The 23,230-nt window shown below is 38.3% G+C and carries 14 protein-coding genes; 5 read left to right on the top strand and 9 right to left on the bottom strand.

Translation table 11 applies throughout. From position 1 onward, the window contains the following. Position 1: 1 nt before the first annotated feature. The 5 genes from AAC073_RS15750 to purL all read right to left on the bottom strand — a co-directional run bounded on the left by AAC073_RS15750 (position 2) and on the right by purL (position 10,031). Positions 2–1,147, bottom strand: a complete 1,146-nt coding sequence (locus AAC073_RS15750) for an efflux RND transporter periplasmic adaptor subunit (RefSeq protein ID WP_339924746.1) — start codon at positions 1,145–1,147, stop codon at positions 2–4. A 656-nt stretch (positions 1,148–1,803) separates the two neighbouring features. Next, on the bottom strand, positions 1,804–3,456 hold the full coding sequence (locus AAC073_RS15745) for a hypothetical protein (RefSeq protein ID WP_339924745.1): 1,653 nt from the start codon (positions 3,454–3,456) through the stop codon (positions 1,804–1,806). 260 nt (positions 3,457–3,716) lie between these two features. Continuing rightward, positions 3,717–4,718 carry an LLM class flavin-dependent oxidoreductase gene (locus AAC073_RS15740; protein ID WP_339924744.1) on the bottom strand — a complete coding sequence of 334 codons (1,002 nt, stop codon included), beginning with the start codon at positions 4,716–4,718 and terminating at the stop codon, positions 3,717–3,719. Between the two features lie 231 nt (positions 4,719–4,949). Next, entirely contained in the window at positions 4,950–6,047 is a 1,098-nt protein-coding gene (locus AAC073_RS15735) for an alkene reductase (RefSeq protein WP_339924743.1), read from the bottom strand. Positions 6,048–6,338: 291 nt separating this feature from the next. Continuing rightward, positions 6,339–10,031 (bottom strand): phosphoribosylformylglycinamidine synthase, encoded by a 3,693-nt coding sequence (gene purL, locus AAC073_RS15730; RefSeq protein ID WP_339924742.1) that lies wholly within the window; start codon positions 10,029–10,031, stop codon positions 6,339–6,341. A gap of 341 nt (positions 10,032–10,372) precedes the next feature. On the opposite strand from purL, the gene AAC073_RS15725 reads away from it, so the two are divergent. The 4 genes from AAC073_RS15725 to AAC073_RS15710 are packed head-to-tail and all read left to right on the top strand — an operon-like array spanning position 10,373 to position 16,898. After that, positions 10,373–10,981, top strand: a complete 609-nt coding sequence (locus AAC073_RS15725; protein WP_339924741.1) for a TetR/AcrR family transcriptional regulator — start codon at positions 10,373–10,375, stop codon at positions 10,979–10,981. Between the two features lie 4 nt (positions 10,982–10,985). After that, positions 10,986–12,332, top strand: a complete 1,347-nt coding sequence (locus AAC073_RS15720; protein WP_339924740.1) for a TolC family protein — start codon at positions 10,986–10,988, stop codon at positions 12,330–12,332. A 20-nt stretch (positions 12,333–12,352) separates the two neighbouring features. Then, on the top strand, positions 12,353–13,483 hold the full coding sequence (locus AAC073_RS15715; RefSeq protein ID WP_339924739.1) for an efflux RND transporter periplasmic adaptor subunit: 1,131 nt from the start codon (positions 12,353–12,355) through the stop codon (positions 13,481–13,483). Positions 13,484–13,490: 7 nt separating this feature from the next. Beyond that, a complete protein-coding gene (locus tag AAC073_RS15710; protein WP_339924738.1) occupies positions 13,491–16,898 on the top strand; it encodes an efflux RND transporter permease subunit in 3,408 nt (1,135 codons plus the stop codon). Between the two features lie 256 nt (positions 16,899–17,154). Here AAC073_RS15710 and AAC073_RS15705 read toward each other — a convergent pair whose 3' ends face one another. Then, positions 17,155–17,853 carry an L-ribulose-5-phosphate 4-epimerase gene (locus tag AAC073_RS15705; RefSeq protein ID WP_339924737.1) on the bottom strand — a complete coding sequence of 233 codons (699 nt, stop codon included), beginning with the start codon at positions 17,851–17,853 and terminating at the stop codon, positions 17,155–17,157. A gap of 244 nt (positions 17,854–18,097) precedes the next feature. On the opposite strand from AAC073_RS15705, the gene araA reads away from it, so the two are divergent. Next, the gene (araA, locus tag AAC073_RS15700) at positions 18,098–19,573 is read left to right on the top strand and encodes an L-arabinose isomerase (protein ID WP_339924736.1); all 1,476 of its coding nucleotides are present in this window, start codon (positions 18,098–18,100) and stop codon (positions 19,571–19,573) included. 130 nt (positions 19,574–19,703) lie between these two features. On the opposite strand, the gene AAC073_RS15695 is transcribed toward araA, so the two are convergent. The 3 genes from AAC073_RS15695 to AAC073_RS15685 all read right to left on the bottom strand — a co-directional run bounded on the left by AAC073_RS15695 (position 19,704) and on the right by AAC073_RS15685 (position 23,133). After that, positions 19,704–20,534 carry a hypothetical protein gene (locus AAC073_RS15695; RefSeq protein WP_339924735.1) on the bottom strand — a complete coding sequence of 277 codons (831 nt, stop codon included), beginning with the start codon at positions 20,532–20,534 and terminating at the stop codon, positions 19,704–19,706. A 270-nt stretch (positions 20,535–20,804) separates the two neighbouring features. Next, the gene (locus AAC073_RS15690; RefSeq protein ID WP_339924734.1) at positions 20,805–21,125 is read right to left on the bottom strand and encodes a high-potential iron-sulfur protein; all 321 of its coding nucleotides are present in this window, start codon (positions 21,123–21,125) and stop codon (positions 20,805–20,807) included. Between the two features lie 94 nt (positions 21,126–21,219). Beyond that, entirely contained in the window at positions 21,220–23,133 is a 1,914-nt protein-coding gene (locus tag AAC073_RS15685) for a PVC-type heme-binding CxxCH protein (RefSeq protein WP_339924733.1), read from the bottom strand. Positions 23,134–23,230 lie beyond the last annotated feature (97 nt).

Here is a 23,230-nt window from a genome sequence, read left to right as displayed (position 1 = left end):
CTTAAGGAGTAGCTGTCAATTGGTAGCCTTCCACTTTCATCCCATCTTTAATTTTATTGACACCTGATTGAATAATGGTTTCTCCCTCAGAAAGATCACCCTCCTTCAAAATATAGTTTTGACCGGCTTTGCCTGAAATATTTACCTCCTGTCTTTTTACCGTGCTGTCAGCTTTTAGGAGAAAGACAAAGTTTTTGTCCTGAATTTTTGTGATTGATTCTTGAGGAACCATCAAAACATTAGGATGTACTTGTTCCAAAATAATTTTACCTGTGTTTCCACTTCTCAAAAGTTTGTCAGGATTGTTGAATTTTGCCCTTAATGTAATGGCACCTGTGTTACGGTCTATCTGTCCGGCATCCGCATCAATTATTCCTTCCTCTGAATGAATGGTTCCATCCGCTAAGATCAATTTTACATTGGGATTTAGCCTACGAGCGGTTGAATCTTCTTTCATCCTCTTGTAAAACAAGTAGTTGGATTCACTCATTGCAAAATAAACATAGACCTCGCTAATTTCTGATAGTGTAGTTATTGGTTCATCGTCTCCTTTAGACAATAGATTGCCTACTCTCATTGGGATTAGGCCAATATAGCCACTCACAGGAGCTTTTATTTGTGTAAATTGCATGTCTATTTGACTGGTACCTTTCAATGCTTCTGCTTGAGAAAGTGATGCCTTCGCTACTTCATAATTCGATTGTGCCGTTTTCATTTGCACCTCCGAGATGACTTCATGGTCAATTAAAGGTTGGAGCCTCTCCATCTCAATCTTGGCATTTTCGAGTTTTGCTTTTTCAACCTCTACTGCAGCTTGTGCATTTTTGAGACGCTCAACATAAGGCAGGGAATTAATACTGAATAAAAGCTGCCCTTTTTCTACAAAATCTCCTTCATCTACATGTATCTTATCCAATAAGCCCTCAACTTGTGGACGAATTTCAACGTTTACCTTGCCTTCAATTGCTCCCAGGTATTCAAAAGTAGTGACTGCAGAATCTTTTTGAACAGTAGTAACAGGTAATGAAAGTGTTTCTACTTCTACCTGTTCTCCTTTACTGTCGCAAGAATAATTTACCGAAGAAATCATTAAGATTATCGGAATCAACAAAATGTTCTCGTTGAAAATTGATTTAATTAGTCTCATTATTTATATAAAATTTTATTATCCTTATGGTCTGATTTGTTTATAATTGACCATTTGAATGATTTGATTTATCAGTTAATCAAAAAGTATTCCAATAAAGGCTGTGATGAAAGGGTTGAAATTTATTTAACTGGTTTCCTTGTGAGGTGATTTATTAATATACAAAGAAAAAATAGCTTTTAATTGTGTTTAATTGCTTTTTTCAAAATCGACTTTGGATTTTTCTATGAATCCAATAGGGATTAAAAAAAAGTAAATATTTCCCGAATTAATTTTAAAAAATAGAGTTAGGGGTAATTTAGCAAATATTGGTAGGGTTAGGTATAACTTGCATAATAAACGGTTATAGTAGTTTCAATAGGCCTTTTTTTAGGATAATGTTTATAAATTCCAAGCCCTATTCCCGTTGAATCAGTGGAACAAGGAGGGCATAAAAAAACTCACGTAGGATCCCTATATGAGTTTTTGAAATAAATGCTGGTCAAAAGGCCTTTTTGACTAATCCTTACAATTGATAGGCTAGATGAATAGTGTGGTTTCTAAATGGTAAAATAAGGTTAACCATTCTGGTGGTAGTGACCCTTTTGGATTACCTTAGATCCATCAAGAGATAATCAAGCCGAATGAAAGACCGAAAACAATGGTGACTAGTTATTTTATTTCCTAATTACTTTGATTTCGTTAAACATAAATGAATTTTCACTTAACCTTATTTCTTTGCCACTTTTTGTGGTGACATCTTTAAGAATAACCTTTTTGGATAAAACATAAGGGTACTTTTCCTGATAGGACGCGTTTGTATTCTTAGAATTGAAGTTGGTGAAAATAACAGGGCCATTATAGTCCTCTGGATGATTGGAATCATCGATTTGAAGGTTTTCTATAGTGATCTTTTCGGGCATATAACTGGTGTATCCAAAATTATGTTGGCCTGAGTAAGACCCACTAATTAAGGCTGCGCTGCTTGATTTACCCCCGTTTGGAATGAAAACACAGTTGCGGATAATCAACTCGCCTTGCCAGGTACTTCCATAGTCGGAGCGAAGGTTGACTATACTTCTTCCCCGTAATGTAGAATTTTCTACAAGAAGTGTACCGCTGCCAATGGCATTGATGCCCATATGACCTAAAGTGGAATTTCTAATAGTGGCATTTGCAACCCCTTTGTGTGCATCAAATCTAGAAAAGGTACAATTGTCAAATAGCAGGTTCTTACAGTAATTAGACCCCATTATTCCCCAATAATCTCGGTCATCGATGTCATTCGTTTGGCTACAATTAATGAAGGAAACATTTAGGGCATTGCCAACGAGTATATCATAGGTGCCCATGGTGACTGGGTTTCCAGCCGACCCAATGGTAGAGTAGGTTTTATGTCCGGTAAGGATGGTGTTTTTAACCGTTACATAAGAACAGTTTCTAATACTTAAAAACCCCCCATAAGGAGCACCATGTTCGCCTTCTCCTGTTACCTTGTGTTCAAGTCCGTCGATAATTACATTAGAGCGGTTTACAAGTAGGTTTCGACTGTAATAGTTGTATTTCGATTCCGCTTTGTTGGCGATTGTGATGAAATGTCCACCAGTGATTGTTAGCGTTTCTTCATCTATAGGAAGAGCCATTATTTCCGTGATTTCATCAAAGTCCCAAATAATGGGAGCATCCATATCTACTTTACCGTTCTTATCAACAATAAATATATCTGATTGTGCAGAACCATTGTCTTGGTTACTTCCATACCTTATGTAATGTTTTACATTAGAGTTGGATACAGTAATCAGCGATGTTCCGGGTAAGGATGCATTAATTTTTTTCTGATTTCTTTTGAGAGTGGCTATCCCCTCAAGTTTGAAAGGTTTCAAGTTGGAATTAACGGTGAAAACAGCAGCCTTAAGGTTGTCAACGTTGGTGTCGTCAATTATAAAAGTAGCTGTCCCGAAATCAGTGTCTGTCTGGATATAGGCTGTTCTATCTTTTTTTCCTATATAATAGCTCGCTCCATCATCTGCTTTTACTTTTAGGGAATGCTCATTCGCGTAGGCATGCGCTCCGGCGATAGCTTCTATATCATCGGTCTTTCCATCACCTTTGGCACCAAAGTCACTGTACTTGACCAATTTATTTTCTTTGAATTTAAGGATGTCATTTGGTGATACGTTTACGATCAATTCCCCTTTTTCATTGCTGTGGACTTGGGTTATATCTTTGTCGGAGGTGATCACAACAGTTCCAAGTGGGTTTTTGCTCTCCCCCTGGGATACAAAAACAGAGGTGAATACAAAAAACAAAAGGAGCAAATTTTTCATCATGGGTTCATTTAATGGTAATTAGTTCAATTGATAAACCCGAAACAGGCAATGGAAAAACCATCACGTATTTTGGATCATATAGTAAGTTTAAGTATTTAACTGCTCCCAAACTGGTGATTTTTATGGATAAATGCAATAAACATTCCACCAGTGTTTGCCAAAAACTTAAGTAGTTTGAATCTGGAATTTCATGGCATAAAAAAAGGATAGGTAGAAGTTAATCACCTATCCTCATTCTTTAAAGAATATAATTTTTCTTACTAATGGGTTTGCTTGGAAAGGGATTTCAAAGCTTTAGCAGTGTATTCCAGTGATTTAAGCCTTTTGTCATGCTCATAGATATTCGTAGTTACCATCACCTCGTCCAAATCATATTGTTCAATAAAGCCTTCTAAGCCTTTTTGGACTTTTTCAAAACTCCCAATAAAAGCAAATTTTGTCATTTGTTTGATGGCTGCTTCTTCCTGAAGGGACCAAATCTCATCCATATCTTTTACAGGTGGAGACAAGGGGTAGGATCTACCTCTTACAATGCCTAAAGCCATTTGGTAGAATGAGGTGGCCAAATATTCGGCTTCTTCATCCGTGTCTGCAACGATTACATTTACACATGCCATTAGAAATGGGTGCTTACTTTGTTGAGAAGGTTGGAAATTTTGTTTATAATAGGTTGATGCCTGGGCAAAATAGGCAGGAGCGAAGTGACTTGCGAAAACGTAGGGAAGCCCTTTTTTTGCAGCCATGAAAGCACTGTCCATGCTTGAACCCAACAAATAAAGGGGTATTTCATGTCCTTCAGCAGGGTATGCACGAACAGGGGAATCAATGTTTTCATCAGAAAAAAACATTTGCAATTCCTCCAAATCTTGAGGGAATTCTTGGACGGTCTGCATTCTTCCTCTTCTTAATACAGAAGCAGTTTTCTGGTCAGTTCCAGGAGCTCTCCCTAATCCCAGATCTATTCTGCCAGGATAGAGTGCATCAAGTGTTCCGATCTGCTCGGCTACAATCATGGGGCTGTGATTGGGAAGCATAATGCCTCCTGATCCAACTCTGATAGTATTTGTTCCTTGCGCAATATGGCCCATTAAAATTGTAGGCGCTGAACTTCCCACATAAGGCATATTGTGATGTTCTGCTAACCAAAATCGCTTGTAGCCCCAGGACTCTGCTTTTCTTGCCACATCCAAAGCTCTTTTATAAGCGTCTGTGGCATCGTGTCCTTCTTTCAGTAGTGCTAAATCTAAAATTGAATAATTCATATCAAATTGTATTGGAATTAAACCTTAATTTTCTGCTTTTGGTTCCTGAAATTCAACCCTGGCCGCTAAGCCCTTTCGAAGAAAATTTCTAAGAGTATAGGGTCTGTTAAAAGGTAAAAAAATGATTATCTGTGTTTAAAATTAAAAGCATTAATTTTTTAAAAAGCCTCACCATAATTAAGTTACGGTGAGGCCCTTCAAATCAATAAGTAAATTAATGTTCAATTGACGCTATTTCTCTTCTAGTTTAGGATAGTCTGTATAGCCCTTTGTTCCAGGCGTATAAAAAGTGGCCTCGTCCCAAGGAGCCAAATTTTCGTTTTTTGCAAACCTTTCGACCAAATCAGGATTTGAAATATATAACTTGGCATAGGCTACAGCGTCCGCCAAACCTTCCAAGATAAATTGATTGCCTTTTTGCTGATCAAAGCCTGCATTAATAATTATTTTTCCTTTGTAAAGGGGGCGGTACCTTTTGGCGATTTCAGTTTCCGCATAAGGTATTTCTGAAACATCATTGAATGGCTCTGAAAGGTGTAGATAAGCCAGGTTATACCTGTTGAGGCGTTCTATGATGTAGTCAAATGTAGGGATACTTTCTTCGTCCATGGTCATCCCGAAAATTCCATTTAGTGAAGGGTTCAATCTTAGACCAATTCGGTTCTCTGGTACAACTTCTTTTATGGCATCTATTATTTCAAATAAGATTTTAGCCCTATTGGGAATACTTCCTCCATATTCATCCATTCTCACATTTGAGGTACGGCTAAAGAATTGGTGCAACAAGTAACCATTTGAGCTATGAATTTCTACACCATCAAATCCCGCTTCCCAAGCATTGGCAGCTGCATTTTTAAAGTCCTGAATGGTTTTTTTTATTTCGGGGAGGGACATTTCTTTAGGAGTAACAGTGTCCTTAAATCCTTTAGGTGTAAATGATTTCGCTTTGGGATTTATCGCAGAAGGAGCTAAAGGTAGTTTTCCTTCATGGAAATCGGGATGCGAAATTCGTCCTACATGCCATAGCTGTATAAAAATTTTCCCACCTTCATCATGAACAGCCTTTGTTACTTTTTTCCAACCTTCTACCTGCGCCTTCGTGTGGATGCCGGGGGTATTGATATAACCCACTGCCTCTTGAGAAATTTGTGAACCTTCAGTTATAATAAGACCTGCTGAAGCTCTTTGGGTGTAATATTTCACATGTATGTCAGTGGGAGCTTTCTCTTGATTGTCTGCTCGGCTTCTTGTCATAGGAGCCATGACAATTCTATTGTCTAATAATAAATCATCGAGCTTTAACTTTTCTAAAAGTGGTTGGTTTTGCATAGTAAATATTGGTTTTTAAACGAATCTGAAAATAATTTCTGTTCTTAATCAACTAAAAACTTACAATAATGTTGACTTTTTATTGCGACGACTTGATGGCTACAATATCTGAACCAGTAATGCGAAAAAGTGGAAATTAGGTGAAAAAGGGTTGGAAGTGAAGATGCAACAAGTTTTTTAATACGCTTTTATCCTGCCCCCAGGATTTTAGGGTGATTAGGGAATACTAAAAAAAAGCTGGCTTTCTGAAGCAATCAGAAAGCCAGCTTTTTTTAATTTATTTAAAAATGATTAATGAGAACTATGGTCTATAACCCAGTTTTTAGCATTGATAAAAGCAGTTATCCACGGGCTTACGTCTTCTTTCTGTAATTCTTCCGGATAATATGGCCAGTTCCAAGGAGCAATTGCCCGCTCTATATGCGGCATTATTGCAAGATGTCTTCCGTCTTTTGATACCAGGCCTGCTACATTGTGATCTGATCCGTTAGGGTTGCCTGGATAGGCTTCATAGGAATATTCCATACCAAAATTGTAGCTATCTTTTTTGGCAGGCAAGTCAAACTTACCTTCACCGTGAGCCACCCAAACACCCAGTCGTTGACCTGATAAGGTGCCGAACATGACGGAATCATTTTCAGGAATGGTAACATTCACAAATGAAGATTCAAATTTATGGCTGTCATTGTGAAGCATCTTGGTTTTCTTTTCATGTTCAGGATTGATAAGGTCCAAAGCTACCATCAACTGGCAACCATTGCACACACCTAAGCTGAGGGTATCCTTCCTTGCATAAAAATTGTCTAAGGCATTCTTAGCTTTCTCATTGTAAAGAAAAGCTCCGGCCCATCCTTTGGCAGAACCAAGCACATCTGAGTTGGAGAAACCACCAACAAACACAATCATGTTTACATCCTCAAGATTTTCCCTTCCAGAGATAAGGTCTGTCATGTGGATGTCTTTGACATCAAACCCTGCTAACCACAATGAATAGGCCATCTCTCTGTCTCCATTGACGCCTTTTTCACGAATAATCGCTGCTTTGGCACCTGTGGCTGTTTTTCGGTTTGGTGCTAAGCCTAGTGCTTCATAAGTACCCTTCCAATTTACAGGGAAACTATAATGTAAAGGTTGATTTTTGTAATTCTCAAATCTTTCTTTTGCAAGGATTTTACCAGATTGTTGTTGATCCAATAGGTAAGAAGATTTGTACCAAATATCCCTCAAAGCTGAAACTTCCCATGACTTATTTAAACCCTCAATTTTAATGGTCCCTGTAGCATTTACAGTTGCAATTTCCACAGCTGAAATTCCTTGTGAATTTAAGAAAGTAGTAATATCGGCAGCATCATTAACCTGAATGACCAAGCCTGGATTTTCTGCAAACAATGCTTTGACCAAATCTTTTTCATTAAGATTGGAAGCATGAATGTCTATCCCCGTATTCTGGTTAGGAAAACACATTTCTAATAAGGTAGTGATCAAGCCGCCAGATGAAATGTCATGACCAGCTAGTATTTTGTTTTGATTAATAAGGCCTTGAATGGTCGAAAAGACACTTTTGAAATAGGCGGCATCCTTTATGTCCGGTACTTCGTTGCCAATTTTATTTAGCGATTGAGCAAAGGAACTACCACCTAATTTTGCATCATCCTTCGACAAATCTATGTATAGCAATGTTGATCCAGGGCTAGCCTTTAAAGCTGGAGAAATAACATTATTAATGGCTGAACATTCACCTACTGTGGATATGATAACTGTCCCTGGAGACTTTACTGTCTGCCCACTTGGGTACTTTTGAGTCATAGACAAGGAGTCTTTTCCGGTAGGAATGTTTATCCCCAAGGCGATAGCAAAATCACTTGTTGATTCAACTGCTCGGTATAACCTGTCATTTTCGCCTTCATTTTTGGCTGGCCACATCCAATTGGCACTTAGGGATACCCCTTTTAGCCCATCGGTAAGTGGTGCCCATATTAAGTTGGTAAGTGCTTCTGCTATTGCCAATCGAGATCCCGCTTCAGGACTTACTAGTGCGGCAATAGGAGAATGGCCGATAGAAGTAGCAATTCCTTTATTTCCAGAGTAATCCATGGCCATCACTGCCACATTATTGAGCGGGAGCTGAAGTTCGCCAGTTGTTTGTTGCTTGGCCACTCTACCTGTTACTGACCTGTCTACTTTGTTGGTAAGCCAATCTTTGCAAGCCACTGCTTCTAATTGAAGCACATTGGTTATGTACTGCTCAAAATCCTGAACATTGTATTCTGGTGCTTTAAAATCTTGGTGGGCCTTTTTGTCCACCAATACAGTTTTTGGGGAAGACCCAAACATATGATTCAAACTCCAATCAACAGGTTTTTCTCCTGTCTGGGTGTTTTCAAATTTGAATTGCATGTCCCCAGTGGTTTGGCCAATATTATAAAATGGCGCTCTTTCTCGGTCAGCAATCTTTTTAATTTTGTCGATGTGAACATCTTTTACTACCAATCCCATTCTTTCCTGGGACTCATTTCCAATGATTTCTTTGGCAGAAAGGGTAGGGTCACCTACGGGTAATCTCTCCAAATCAATGGTTCCGCCAGTATTCTCCACCAATTCTGAGAGGCAATTTAAGTGGCCACCTGCTCCATGGTCATGTATAGATACGATGGGATTGTCCTCACTTTCAGCCAAAGCTCTGATGACATTTGATACTCTTTTCTGCATTTCAGGATTTGACCGCTGAATGGCATTCATCTCTAAGGAAAGACTAAGTTCCCCAGTGTTCAGCGAGGATACAGCACTACCCCCCATACCTATTCTGTAATTGTCGCCGCCCATAAGGACTATACGGTCACCTTTTTCGGGATTTTTCTTAAGACTATATGGGGCTGCAGTAAATCCAACTCCTCCAGCTTGCATGATTACCTTATCAAAACCCCAATGCAAGTCGCCCTCATTGTGCTCAAAAGTCATAAGGCTTCCGCAAATGATTGGTTGACCAAATTTATTACCAAAGTCACTGGCACCATTAGAAGCTTTAATAAGGATGTCCATGGGAGATTGGTAGAGCCATTTTCGCTCTGAAAGGTCCTTCTCCCAACTTCTTCCAGCTTCCGATCTCGGGTAAGAAGTCATGTAAACTGCTGTACCAGCTAGAGGAATAGAGGCAGTTCCACCTGCCATCCTGTCTCTGATTTCCCCACCTGAGCCCGTAGCCGCACCATTAAATGGCTCTACTGTTGTAGGAAAATTATGGGTTTCCGCTTTTAATGAAATTACAGTATCTATTTCTTTAGTTTCAAAATAATCTGCTTTATCGGAAGACTTGGGCGCAAATTGCAATGCCTTAGGACCTTTTACAAAGGCGACATTGTCACTGTATGCGGAAACGATTCCATTTTTATTGGCCTTAGAGGTTGCCTTTATCAACTGAAACAGTGTCATTGATTTTTCCTCACCATCCAGGATAAAAGTACCATTGAAGATTTTATGCCTGCAATGTTCGGAGTTCACTTGGCTAAAGCCAAATACTTCACTGTCTGTCAATGGCCTGTCCAGCGATTTGCTTACCCCTTCCAAATAGGCTACCTCTTCAGCATTTAATGCTAGGCCTTCCTTTATATTATAGGAGGTAATGTCCTCAATAAACTGAATAGGATCTGGAGTTTTGGCTACTGAATAGACATCTTGACCCACTCCTTTGTAATGTCTCTGAAGCATAGGATCGAAAGAACTGCCTTCAATCCATGGGTAGAAGGCCTCGATCCTACGGATCCCACTTATCCCCATATTTTGACTGATTTCCACCGCATTGGTAGACCAGGGAGTTATCATTTCCTTTCTGGGGCCAATAAATTCACCGGAAATCTCCAGTTTATTTAAATAAACGGAGCCTCCGAAAAGCCAGTTTAATTTCTCCAGTTCATTATTTTTCAACGCCTCATTGGTTTCCAAGGCGTAAAGGGTCTTCTCCGGGGATTGAAAAAACAAAATCTTCATAAAGGGATCAATAGCTTTTTTGAATGGGCAAATGTACAAAAATGGTTTTAAAATTATGCAGTAGACAAGCAGGAAGAAAGGGTTTATGTAGGATATCTTACTTAAACGAGAAAATGGACAATGATAGGAAGTGAGAATCTGAATTTTTCGCTCTTTTTGTCTTCAGTGTTGATTGAGATAAATTTTTAAAAGCCCAATTTAATATAGCATTTTTTCAAAATAGACAGAGTTCCTTTGTACTGTAAAGAATTTTGTACCAAAAAAAAATAGATTTAGCTGAAAAAACTCTGAACCTTTTAAGAGTTTCTCTAGTTTATTGCCTAGGTTTATAATACAATTAGTTGGAGACAAGAAAAAAAATTATACGGTTAGCATTAGGAAATTTCCTAACCTATGGAATCAGGGCGGTTACCATGGATGAAATTGCCAGACTTTCAGGGGTATCTAAAAAAACAATTTATGAAGAATTCTCTAGTAAAGAAGAATTGGTAAATGCAGCTATAGAGGCGATTATTTGCGACTATAAGTGTGATTTAGATGAGATGGAGGCTATGGACGATAGTGCTATTGATCATTTGTTTGGAATGACCAGGTACTTAAGGGAAACGTTTACAAGCATGAATCCATTGTTAATGCAAGAAATACAAAGGTTTTACCCTAATTGTTGGCAGAAGGTAAATGAATTCAAAACAGAAAAAGTACTTCGGAACATAATAATGGTTTTGGATCAGGGAAAACAATCTGGGGATTTCAGAAAGGAAATCAATTCGGAGTTATTGGCACTCATGAGAATGGATCAGATTACCAATACATTTTTCACTAATTACTCCAACGCTGATAGCAGTTTCCTTGATTGTCAGTTGGCGATTTTAGATCATTTTATACATGGAATTCTTACAGACCAGGGAAGGTCTAATTATTATAAGAAACTACAAACACAGGAATTTTAATTTTATGAATTTTAAACCGATTATTTTCACCGTGGCAATTTGGGTTTTTGGCCATTGGTTTACGGATGCTCAGGCCCAGCAAGTGACTTTTACCTTAGAAGAAAGTGTGAACTTTGCATTAGAAAACAATGCTGAGGCCAGGGTTGCCAGTCTAGAAATACAAGCTGCAAAAGGATTAATTGGAGAACGTACAGCAGAAGGCTTACCACAAATTACCACAAGGGTCAATGCTACTAAAAACCTCGAGGTACCTATTTCCCCATTCCCTGCTCAATTTCTAGATCCGGAAGCTCCTGTAGGAACATTTGTAGGAATTCAATTTTCGCCCATCTATTCCGCCAACCTGACGGCCACTGTAAGTCAAATGATCTTTAACGGATCTTACTTCATAGGGCTAAAGGCGGCAAAAACTTACAAGCAATTGGTGGAATTTGACAAGGCCTTTACAGAACTTCAAGTAATTGAAAACGTGAAAAAGGCTTATTTTTCAGTTTTGGTGAGTAGAGAGCGTGAGACTTTAATCCAAGCCAATCTAAATCGCTTAGATAATCTTTTGAAGGAAACAGAGGTTTTGTACGAAGAAGGATTTGCAGAAAAAATTGATGTCACAAGGATAAAAGTTCAAAACAACAATATCAGGACAGAATTAAATAAAGCCAAAACTTCTACTAGCGTGAGTAAAGCTTTATTGAAATTACAAATGGGATTTCCAGAAGAAAAAGAAATTGCATTGGCCAATGACCTTGGGGATTTCAATCAATACTTGGATACCCAAAGCTTATTAAATGAAGAAGGGCAACAAAGAATAGAGGTGGATCAAATTAATACCAATTATGACTTAGCAGTTTTAGATTTGAAAAACAATCAAATTCAGTACATGCCTCGCCTAGATGCCAATTACACATTTCAGAGGAATGCTTTTGGTGGAAATTTCTCTAAGCTATGGTCAGGTGACTGGTTTACAGGTTCAATTCTAGGCGTTACTTTGGAAATTCCAATATTTGATGGATTTACCAAAAGGTATAAAATCCAACAAAACAGGGTGCAAATGAGGCAACTTGAAGTTCAGAAAGAATTTACGATACAGAATATCCAACTTGAGAAGTTCCAAGCCAAACAAAATTTAATAAATAGTTTAGAGGAGTTGGAAGTTCAGCGAGAAAATAGAGATTTAGCTTTAGAAGTATTTGATATGGCTAAGATAAAGTACCAAGAAGGAGTAGGCTCAAACCTGGAAGTTGTAGAGGCTGACGCTACCCTAAAAGAATCGGAAACGAATTATTTTTCTGCACTATACGATACATTTATTGCACGAGTTGATTTAGAAAAAGCTTTGGGAATATTAAAATAAGAAAAGGATTATACATGTTTATGAAAAATACACTTAAGATTTTAACCCTTTCCCTAATGCTGGGGATGTTTTCTTGTGGACAGCAAGAGGATGAACTTTCTTCCAAGAAAAGCCAATTGGATGAATTCAAATCTGAATCAGCAGAATTAAAAATAAAGATTCAGGAGTTGGAACAGGAAATAGCCACATTGGATCCTGAATTCCGAAAAAGTCAAAGAAAATCAGTTCTTGTGACCACATTGAAACCTGTTAATGGGAAATTTGATCATTTTGTGGAAGTGACAGGCTCTGTTCTTTCCAAAAAGAATGTCAATATCAGTGCTGAAGTGTCAGGTAGGGTAGAGGAGATTTTGACCCGTGAAGGCATGTCGGTGAAAAAAGGGCAGGTCATTGCCAGAATAGATGCGGAATCTGTTAAAAGGAACCTTGATGAAATCAAAACGCAGCTTGAACTGGCCACTACGATTTATGAAAAACAAGAAAGACTTTGGGACCAGCAAATAGGAACTGAAATTCAATTGCTAGAGGCTAGAAACAGAAAAGAAACGCTTGAAAAAAACCTGTCTTCCATTGAGCTTCAAAAAGACAGAAGTGCCATAAGTGCGCCTTTCAATGGCACTGTAGAAGAGCTCATCGTTAGGGTGGGCGAATTGGTTCAGCCAGGATCACCAGTACTCAACTTTGTCGGTGAAGATGACCTTTTCATTGAAGGTGATATTTCTGAAAGGTATGTAGGAATTCTAGACAAGGGGGATTCGGTTAGCATTTATTTCCCATCCATTGATAAAACCTTAAAAACCAAAGTGACGGCCATTGGAAAGGTAATCAATCCAGACAACAGAACTTTTAAGATTGAAGTCTTTTTACCTAAAATGGATAAAGTTAAACCAAATATGATTTCGGTTTTAAATATTCAGGATTACAGTGTTGAAGATGCAGTAATCGTCCCATCTTATTTGATTTTAAAAGACAATAATGGGAGTTATGTGTTTGTAGTTGATAATGGGGTAGCCCATAAAAAATACATTGAAAGAGGAATGACATACGATGGCAAAACGGAAATCACTAGTGGTCTTACTGGGTCTGAGGAGCTTATTGATAAAGGATTTAGAGAAGTAGGAGATAACTTTAGTGTAAACGTCTCATCTTAATTAGAATATGGCTTCAGAAGAAAACAAGAAAAAAGGAGTAATCAGGGAATTTGGGATATCTTCACTTTCTGTTGACAACAGAACAAGTGTGGTAATACTTACACTGATCATTACCTTCCTCGGGATGTTTGCCTACAGGACCATGCCAAAAGAAAGTTTTCCGGAAATAGTGATTCCAACGGTTTATGTTGGTACAGCCTATCCGGGAAACTCACCAGTTGACATGGAAAACCTGATTTCAAGGCCAATTGAAAAAGAGTTGAAATCGATAAATAACCTTAAGGATGTCAGTTCTACCTCTATTCAGGATTTTTCATCTATTGTAGTTGAGTTTAATCCCAATGTGGAAATATCCAAAGCCATTCAGGATGTAAAGGATGCTGTGGATAAGGCAAAAAGTGAATTGCCAAATGACCTGGATAGAGATCCTGATGTTTTGGAAGTGAATACATCGGAGTTCCCTATTATGAATGTAAATATTTCAGGGAATTACACAGAGCAAGAGCTTAAAAAATATGGAGAGTATTTAGAGGACGAGATAGAAAAATTAACTGAAATATCAAGTGCAGACTTGAGTGGTACCATTGAACGAGAGATTCGAATTAATGCAGATCTCTATAAAATGGAAGCACTTGGGGTCACTTTTTCAGACATTTCAGGTGCAGTCTCAGATGAAAATGTAACGATTTCAGGGGGTAATATTTTATCCGGAGATTACAGGAGAACCCTTAGAATTGACGGAGAATTTACTAATCCTCTCGAGATTGAGGATGTAATTGTAAAAATCGAAAATAACAATATCGTTTACCTTAGGGATGTGGCTGAGGTGGACGATACTTTTAAGGAACGTGAAAGTTTTGCTAGAAGTAAAATGCTTCCTGTAGTGACGATCAATGTGGTAAAAAGAAGTGGCGAAAATTTATTAGATGCTTCTGATAAGATCAAAGCGCTTATTGAAGAGGTTAAAATTAATAAATTCCCTGAAGATTTAGAAGTTACGATTTCGAATGATCAGTCTAAAGCGACTCGTTCCCAGGTCGATAACTTGGAAAATAGTATAATTTCCGGTGTAATACTCGTGGTATTGGTTTTGATGTTTTTCCTAGGCTTTAGGAACGCACTCTTTGTTGGGATTGCCATCCCATTATCCATGTTCATCTCCTTTTTAGTGCTGAACTCATTAGGGGTGACGCTAAACCTAATGGTATTGTTTTCATTAATCTTGGCCTTAGGTATGTTGGTGGATAATGGTATCGTTGTGGTAGAGAACATTTACCGTTTAATGCAGGAAGGTAAGTCTGCCGTGCGAGCTGCAAAGGAGGGAGTAGGAGAGGTTGCATGGCCTATTATCACCTCTACGGCTACTACATTGGCTGCTTTTCTGCCATTGGCCTTTTGGGATGACATCATAGGGGAGTTCATGAAATACCTTCCTATTACATTGATCATCGTTTTGTCCTCTTCATTATTTGTAGCACTTGTGATCAATCCTGTATTGACAGCATTGTTTATGAAAATTCAGGACGTGGATAAGGAAAAGCCTGTTCAGAAACCTATGATTGTAGCTACGGTTCTGACCACCCTGGCTATAATAAGTTATTTTATTGCCTGGATAGCCGTTGGAAATTTACTTTTCCTTGCTGCCCTATTGGTTATTTTTAATGTTTTCTTTTTACGAAAAGCCATTAAATGGTTTCAGAACGTATTATTGGTTCGTTTAGAAAATTTTTACGAAAAGACGCTTTACTTTGCATTAAAAGGCGTTTGGCCTATTGTGTTTTTAGGAGGTACTGTGGTATTATTGATTATGTCATTGTTTTTACTTGCGGTAAGTGCACCTAAAATCTTGTTCTTTCCTGACAATCAGCCTACTTTAATAAGCATCTATATAGAAAAGCCTATTGGTACGGACATAACCTCTACCAATAAGTTTGTTGAATCTTTTGAAGATGATCTTTTTAAACTTCTGAATCCATACGATGAAATCATAGAATCTGTGATTACTCAGATAGGTGAAGGAACGGCTGACCCAATGGAGGGGCCAAGTCAAGCCTCAACTCCTCACAAAGCCAAAGTTACTATTGGGTTTGAGGAGTACCAATACAGAGAAGGGATCAATACCAATGAGATTATGGAGAAAATCAGGCGATTGGCTGAAGGATATCCTGGGGTATTACTAACTGTTGGGAAACAGCAGAATGGACCTCCTGTAGGTAAACCTATTAATATAGAAGTGTCTGGTGAAGAGTTTGAAAAACTTATAACCTATGTCAATTCGGTTAGAGAGCATATCAATGAATCAGGAATTCAAGGCATAGAGGAATTAAAGACTGATCTTGAGTTAGGTAACCCTGAATTGATACTGGATATAGACAGGGAAAAAGCAAGGCGTTTTGGTCTTTCAACGGCGACCATTGCCAATGAATTGAGAACGGCTCTTTTTGGCTTGGAAGTTTCCAAATTTAAGGAGGGGGAAGATGATTACCCCATACAGCTCAGGTTGGCAGATAAATTTAGGTACGATATTGATGCCTTGTTAAACAAGAAAATAAGCTTTAGAGATAAGTTTGGCAATCAAAAAGAAATACCGATCTCTTCCGTAGCAACATTGGAATACAGCTCCACTTATGGTTCTGTTAAGAGAAAAGACCTAGAAAGGGTGATTACCATTTTTTCAAATGTAAATGATGGATTCAATGCCACTGAGATAAACAACGAAATTAAGCGGTTATTACAAGATTTTGAGGTTCCAGAAGGCATTACACTTAGTTACACAGGTGAACAAGAGGAACAGGCAAAATCTGCCGAGTTCTTGACAAGGGCACTATTGATTTCGGTTTCTTTAATTTTCTTAATTATTGTGGCCCAGTTCAACTCTATTACAACTCCTTTCATTATCATGGCATCGGTAATTCTGAGTACCATTGGTGTGTTTTTGGGACTGGTAATTTTTAACATGGATTTTGTCATTATCATGACAGGAATAGGAATTATTTCGTTAGCTGGAGTAGTCGTAAATAACGCGATCGTACTGATAGATTATACAGACCTGATTCGTTCAAGAAAAAGAGATGAATTAAATCTTTCTGAAGAAGAAAATCTTTCAAAGGAAGATCTTTTAGACAGTATAGTTAAAGGGGGGAAAACGAGACTTAGACCTGTATTGCTAACAGCTGTAACTACAGTATTGGGCTTGATTCCACTGGCAATAGGGATGAATATTGATTTTTATGGTTTGCTGTCTTCTTTTGATCCTAAGTTCTATATAGGAGGGGACAATGCAGATTTCTGGGGGCCGATGGCTTGGACTGTAATATTTGGTCTAACCTTTGCGACCTTTTTAACGTTAATAGTAGTACCTGTCATGTATTTATTGGCAGACAAATTAAATACGGCTGTTCGCAAGAGCAGTTGATTAGATTTAATTAAAGGTTGGTGGTTTTTTTAAGTGTTCAAACCTCCGAGACAATGTCTCGGAGGTTTTTATTTTTATTTCGACCAAAATAGTGCTTTCTTGTTATAACCCTTCAAAAGCTCAAATAGGAAAGGACTTTGATTGATAGAAGGGTAATAAAGCCATTTCTAGAGGCCTAACTGAATTTAGGTCTTGGTTTGAAATTTCTTTTTGCAAACAATATTAGGAGATGCTATTGCATTTAAGTTCAGGCACGCTATTGTCCATAATATGCACCTTCACCATGTTTGCGTTCATAATGTTTTTTGATCAAAGCTTCTTTTAAACGAGGTGCATTTGGATTGATTTGTAGAGTTAAATAGGCCATTCGGGCAATTTCTTCAAGAACCTTACTATTGTAAACTGCCTTATTGGCATCTTTTCCCCAGGTAAAAGGTCCATGATTACCAATAAGCACCATCTCTACTTCTTTATAAGATATTTTTTTTTCATTGAAACAATCCAGAATTTGTTGGCCGGTCATGTGTTCATAATCTCCTGCGATATTGGCATCGCTCATTGGAGGTGCACAAGGTATGTCACTGGTGTTGTGATCGGCGTGGGTGGTTCCAAATAGAGGTATGTCCATTTGTGCCTGGGCCCAAGAAACAGCGTAGCAGGAATGGGTATGACATATTCCTCCAATATGTTCCCAGTTTTTGTATAAAAAGGCATGGGTTTTCGTGTCCGATGAAGGTCTCATTTTTCCTTCCACTACTTTGTTTTCAAAATCGACAATTACGATATCCTCCTCACGTAGGGTTTCATAGGGTACCCCGCTTGGTTTAATGGCAAATACTCCCTGATCCCTGTCTACTGCACTAACGTTGCCAAAAGTGTATAACACCAAATCCAGCTTAGGCAACTCCATATTGGCATTATAACAATCTCGTTTTAGTTCTTTGTAATTATTCATGGTTTATTAAAGGGTTTAATAAATATCGCTTAAAAGAAGTAATGAATTGAACGGAATCCCTTTTCTGAATTTCATATAAATGGTGCAAATTGCAATGAACACAGCTTGGTACTTGCCCATTTTATGAGGGGAGTAACTGATGTTAGGATGACAAATATGTAAAAATGAAATTTAGGATTTAATTTTAAGCTCGAATTTTTCTAGAAATTTTGTTAAAACAGTATCCTATACTTAATTTAAAAGGATGAATTTGAAACAAAAAGAGGTGTGGCTTCTCACGGGAAGCCAACATTTGTATGGAAAAGATATATTAAAGGAAGTAGCTGCACATTCGCAGACCATTTGCAATCATTTTAATAAAGGGAATACCATTGCAGTCACAATAAAGTTTAAGGCAGTAGTGACCACCCAGGAAGAAATTCTACAGGTATTTCTGGATGCAAACCGAGATCAGGCATGTGTTGGTTTGATGGCTTGGATGCATACCTTTTCTCCAGCCAAAATGTGGATCAACGGACTTAAAATACTTAATAAGCCTTTGCTTCATTTGCATACACAGTTTGGTGAAAGTATTCCATGGGAATCCATCGATATGGACTATATGAACTTGCACCAAAGTGCTCATGGGGATAGGGAATTTGGTTTTATTTGCACCAGAATGAAAATATCGAGAAAGGTGGTAGTTGGTCACTGGAAAGACATTGAGGTCCATACAGAAATTGATCATTGGAGTAGGGCTGCATGTGGATGGGATGATTGGCAAGGCGCGCAATTTGTACGCTTTGGTGATAATATGCGGCAGGTAGCTGTCACCGAAGGAGACAAGGTGGAAGCCCAGTTTAAATTTGGCTTTGCGGTAAACACCTATGGGGTAGGTGACTTGGTAAAAGAAATAAGTGAGGTGAATGATGCGGAAATAGATTTACTCATGGAGACCTATACCAACACCTATAAATTGTCTGAGGAATTAAAAGAGGCTGGGCCCATGCATTCCTCTCTTTTGGAGGCAGCAAGGATTGAGCTAGGTTTGAAACACTTTTTAAGGAAAGGCTCGTTCAAAGGGTTCACCAATACTTTTGAGGATTTACATGGAATGAAGCAGCTTCCAGGTCTGCCAGTGCAACGACTCATGAATGCTGGTTATGGATATGCTGGTGAAGGGGATTGGAAAACAATGGCCTTGGTCCGTGCAATGAAGGTAATGGGGACAGGACTTTCAGGCACGAATGCTTTTATGGAAGATTACACTTATGATTTTAAAGAACAGGGTGGACTTGTTTTAGGTGCCCACATGCTTGAAGTAGATGAGGGGCTGGCTGAGGGAGCCATTCGATGTGAAATTCACCCGTTGGGAATCGGAGGTAAGGAAGATCCAGTGAGATTGGTTTTTGATGGTGGGGCTGGTTCAGCCCTAAACGCTTCTTTGATCGATCTTGGCGATAAGTTTAGAATGGTGGTGAATGAGGTAGAGGCAGTGAAACCTCCTAAAAGCCTCCCAAAATTACCTGTTGCCCGTACAATGTGGCGCCCCAAGCCCGACTTTAAAAGTGCTGCCACAGCCTGGATTTTGTCTGGTGGAGCGCACCATACTTGTTTTAGCCAGAATTTGAAAGTAGAAGTTTTAGAGGATTTTTGTGAAATGGCTGGAATTGAGTGTGTCTTGATAGATGAGGAGACCAATCTTAAAAGCTTTAAAACCTATTTGAAAGGTTTTAATTAATTGTATTCAGACAATATATTAATGAAGCTAATAGAAATTCGTTTCTCATCAAATAGAAAGCCTGGTAATATCCCCCCTATTTTTAACCCGAAGCATGGAACAGTAAGTCTATTGCATGTTTCGGGTCAAATCAATCAGGCGTAGGTAGAATAATGAGAGGGGTGTTTCCATCATGGATCAGGTCATTAATAAAAAACCTTCTGAATAGTTTGTCATCTAGATTTCGGGAGCCTTTCTGTAAGACGATAAAATCATCCAAGCATTTACTAAACCTCATTTTAATCTCCCCAAAGGCATCTTTGTTTTCATAAATACTGATTTTATACTTATAGCCACCACCTAATTTGGATCTCATTTGCTCCAGGTATTGATTGCTTGACTCTAATTCTTTTTTGTTTTCGATTATGGTTAATAATTCTATTTCTTTTATTTCCTTTCCTACCGTTTTTAGTATAGCATCTAGTGCTGTTTCATTAACAGGGTGCTTCTCCTGACATGATAGTACCAACTTCCTAGGCACTGTATTATCTATTGTGTGAGGAACAGCTATTATTAAGTGATTTAGATGATTTATTAAAGTTGTTGCCGTACTTCCTATTAATATTTTTTTCAAAAAACCAGTCCCCTTCAATCCCAATAATACGATGTCATTTGGCTTAAGAAATCCCTCCAGAAAGTGAGCAAGTTGGCTGGAAACAGCTTCAAAACTCGTCTTATTGCTATCTGGGGAAAGGGCCCCTTCTTCAAGGCATTTCAAAAATTTAGTATTTGACTCTTTCTTATTAAATTCAATGATTTCATTTATTTCTTTTTTATTAGAAATAGGGAGGGTAGGGGCTATTCCATCCATCTTATGGACAAAAACCAAATCCAGATTAAATATTTCTTGCCAACTACAAGCCAATCTCAATTGAGTAGGAGTATACGGGGAAAAATCTAATAATACGACTAATCTGTTCATCTTGAGTTAAAATAAAGAGGCGTTATTTTTAGTTTGAATATATAAAATTCCTCTTGAAATAGAGAACCTTTGCTGGTATTTATTAATTGAGCCGCCTCTTTGGAAATAATTATTTTTGCTCTGTTTAGCCCCTTCTTCATGGGTTAGAGTCAATGTTGTATTCCTCCCTAAAGCAGCTTTCAAATAAAAAATCACCTGCTTGTGGAATAAGCAGGTGATTTTTTATGGACTGAGTGTACGTACAAAGTCCTAGAATTCACTTAATACAAATTATACCTTAGGAGCCCAATAAGTGCAATAAGCATCAGCGTTTACAGGTCCTTTGAACAATTGGCATCCGCCACATTTACGCTTCGCTGTGGGAGGCAAATACAATTGGCAATTGTTGCAATTGTCATCCTCTAAAGGTGATTTTTCTTCATAACCCAAGCTTTTTCTTTTGGCTATTTCTTCCTCGCTCAGCCCAGTGAGGTCGGAACAGTCGCTTATGTTCTCCAGTTTGTACTCTTCCTGTGGCTTTCCACATTGGGTCATGAAAAACACTACTCCAGTAGAAGCTAATAGGGTTTTTATTGATTTTCTTCTATTCATACTTAATGTGCGGTGGTGCTAATTAATGAAATTAAGTGGACTTAGAAGTGAAAATCAATTCACTTCCAGTGAGAATCCAAATGAAATATTTTAATTATTCTGCTTTAGCCCTTTCGCCTTTACCTACAAGTATATGATTTACTTCTTTCAGGTAATCTTCCTTCCAAGCGGCTTCATTTTCAGAAAACTTGTAATCGTCATGTAGAACTTTCAATATCTCTTCACTTGATCCTACGTTTGAACTTAAAACGCCAAGCCTGAACCATTTGTTTTCTCCTTTTTCTACCAGGGCCTTAGCAAGTTGGTCTGTGGTGAAATCATCCTCAAAATTACCTAAACTAAGAATTGCTTGGAGGGCTACAATTGGGGATTCATCATTGATTTTTGCTGCAATTTCTTCTTTTAAATTAGGGAAGTTTTCAGCAAGAATCAATGCATTTTTTCTAACACCATAATTCGTACTTTCTAAAGCAAGGGCTACCATGCTCTCCTCCAAAGCACCCATTGATTGCAACAAATACAATGCATGAAGTTGCGCATTGGGACTTTCATTGGTCACTAATTTTTTTAGTAGGGGCACATATTCAGGTTTTGGACTTTCCAATATCATTCTTTGAGCAGTCGTTCTCCACCAGCCATTCTTATTGGCCAGGTGAGAAACTAGCGTTTCTGCATCCATTTTAGAAAAATCTTGAACTTGAGCTGTAGAGACTCCTGTTTTAGGAACAATTTTATAGATTCTTCCATGCTCCATTCCATGCATGAAATCCATGTCTTCTTTCAGGTCATCAGGGATCGAAACAGGTGTTTCGATGTGTTGTCTGTAAAAATCCACCAAAAATAGTGCGCCATCAGGGCCTACAGTAAAACCAACTGGTCTGAACCAAGGATCCGTAGAAGCAATAAACTCTTTGCTTACTTCCTCTGTCGCTCTTTTTGCAATTAGCGTAGGACTATTTTTGTCGGCAACAATAATATCTCTGTGTACTAAATTGCCAGCAACATCTCCTGTGAAAACATTTCCATTAAAGCCTTCGGGAAAGCTTCCTCCATCATAAACTGTTCCTCCTGAGGCACCAGTAAAATGATCTTCAGCATATTCTACTCTGTCTAGCTCTTGTTCTTGATATTGTATATTTCTCCTTCGAGTACGTTCTGCTCTCCAATATGGGGGAGGAGTGATCTGAAACATTTCAAGCTCATGGTCTGAAATGTTATAATTTACTGAACTGCTTGACAATTTCCCATGTCGCTCGAGATACCTGCTTGGGATTACCGTTTGTTGGATATGAAGTGTGTTTTGAGTGAAGAATTTATTTCCCCAATCATCAAATGTTTGACCAAACTGTGCCGTACCGCTTTCCTTCTCAAACAATTCTTTATCTAATCGAAATCTAAAATCTGCGCCTCTTAATTCCAAAGGTCCTTCACCAGGAGCCTCGACATAGGTAACATCACTTCGCTGTCCATTATTTGCAGCATAGACCCAATTGTCAATACCTAAACGGAGGTTGGTTATTTGTGCTTCTGAATTATTTTCAAAAAAACCTGAAAAAATCGGCCGCTTCGTGTCAGCCACTCCATCACCGTTGTCGTCTTTTAAATAATAAATATGAGGTGCGGCTGTTACCAGTAGCCCACCTTTCCAAGGCATTAAGAAGGTTGCATCAGCCAATCCTTCTGCAAATACAGTAGAGGCGTCTATGATCCCATCCCCATCAGTATCTTCCAGCCTTTTTATTACCCCTTTTCCTTTGCCTTCTTCAGGTTTGTAAGGATAATCAGGCATCTCCACAGCGTAAGCAATTCCTTTTTCGTCAAAAACCAAACTTACTGGATCCTTTATATGGGGTTCAGAAGCAAATAGTTTTACTTCGAAATTTTCATGAATATCAAATGTAGCAATGGATTCCTCCGGACTGAGGGCTTCAGCATATTTGTCATCCTGACAGGAATATAAACCTATAAAAACGATTGCAAATAAAGTATGGGTAACGTTACCTTTCATAATTTTAGCTAATTATTGACTGATTAAAAGCCTAATATCTTATAATTTTTAAAGGAAATGAAATTTTAGCCTTTACAAAGGGGCGTAAACTTCCTTT

The organism is uncultured Cyclobacterium sp. (assembly GCF_963977555.1).
Classification (GTDB): domain Bacteria; phylum Bacteroidota; class Bacteroidia; order Cytophagales; family Cyclobacteriaceae; genus Cyclobacterium.
This window is presented reverse-complemented; position numbering and strand designations above follow the sequence as displayed.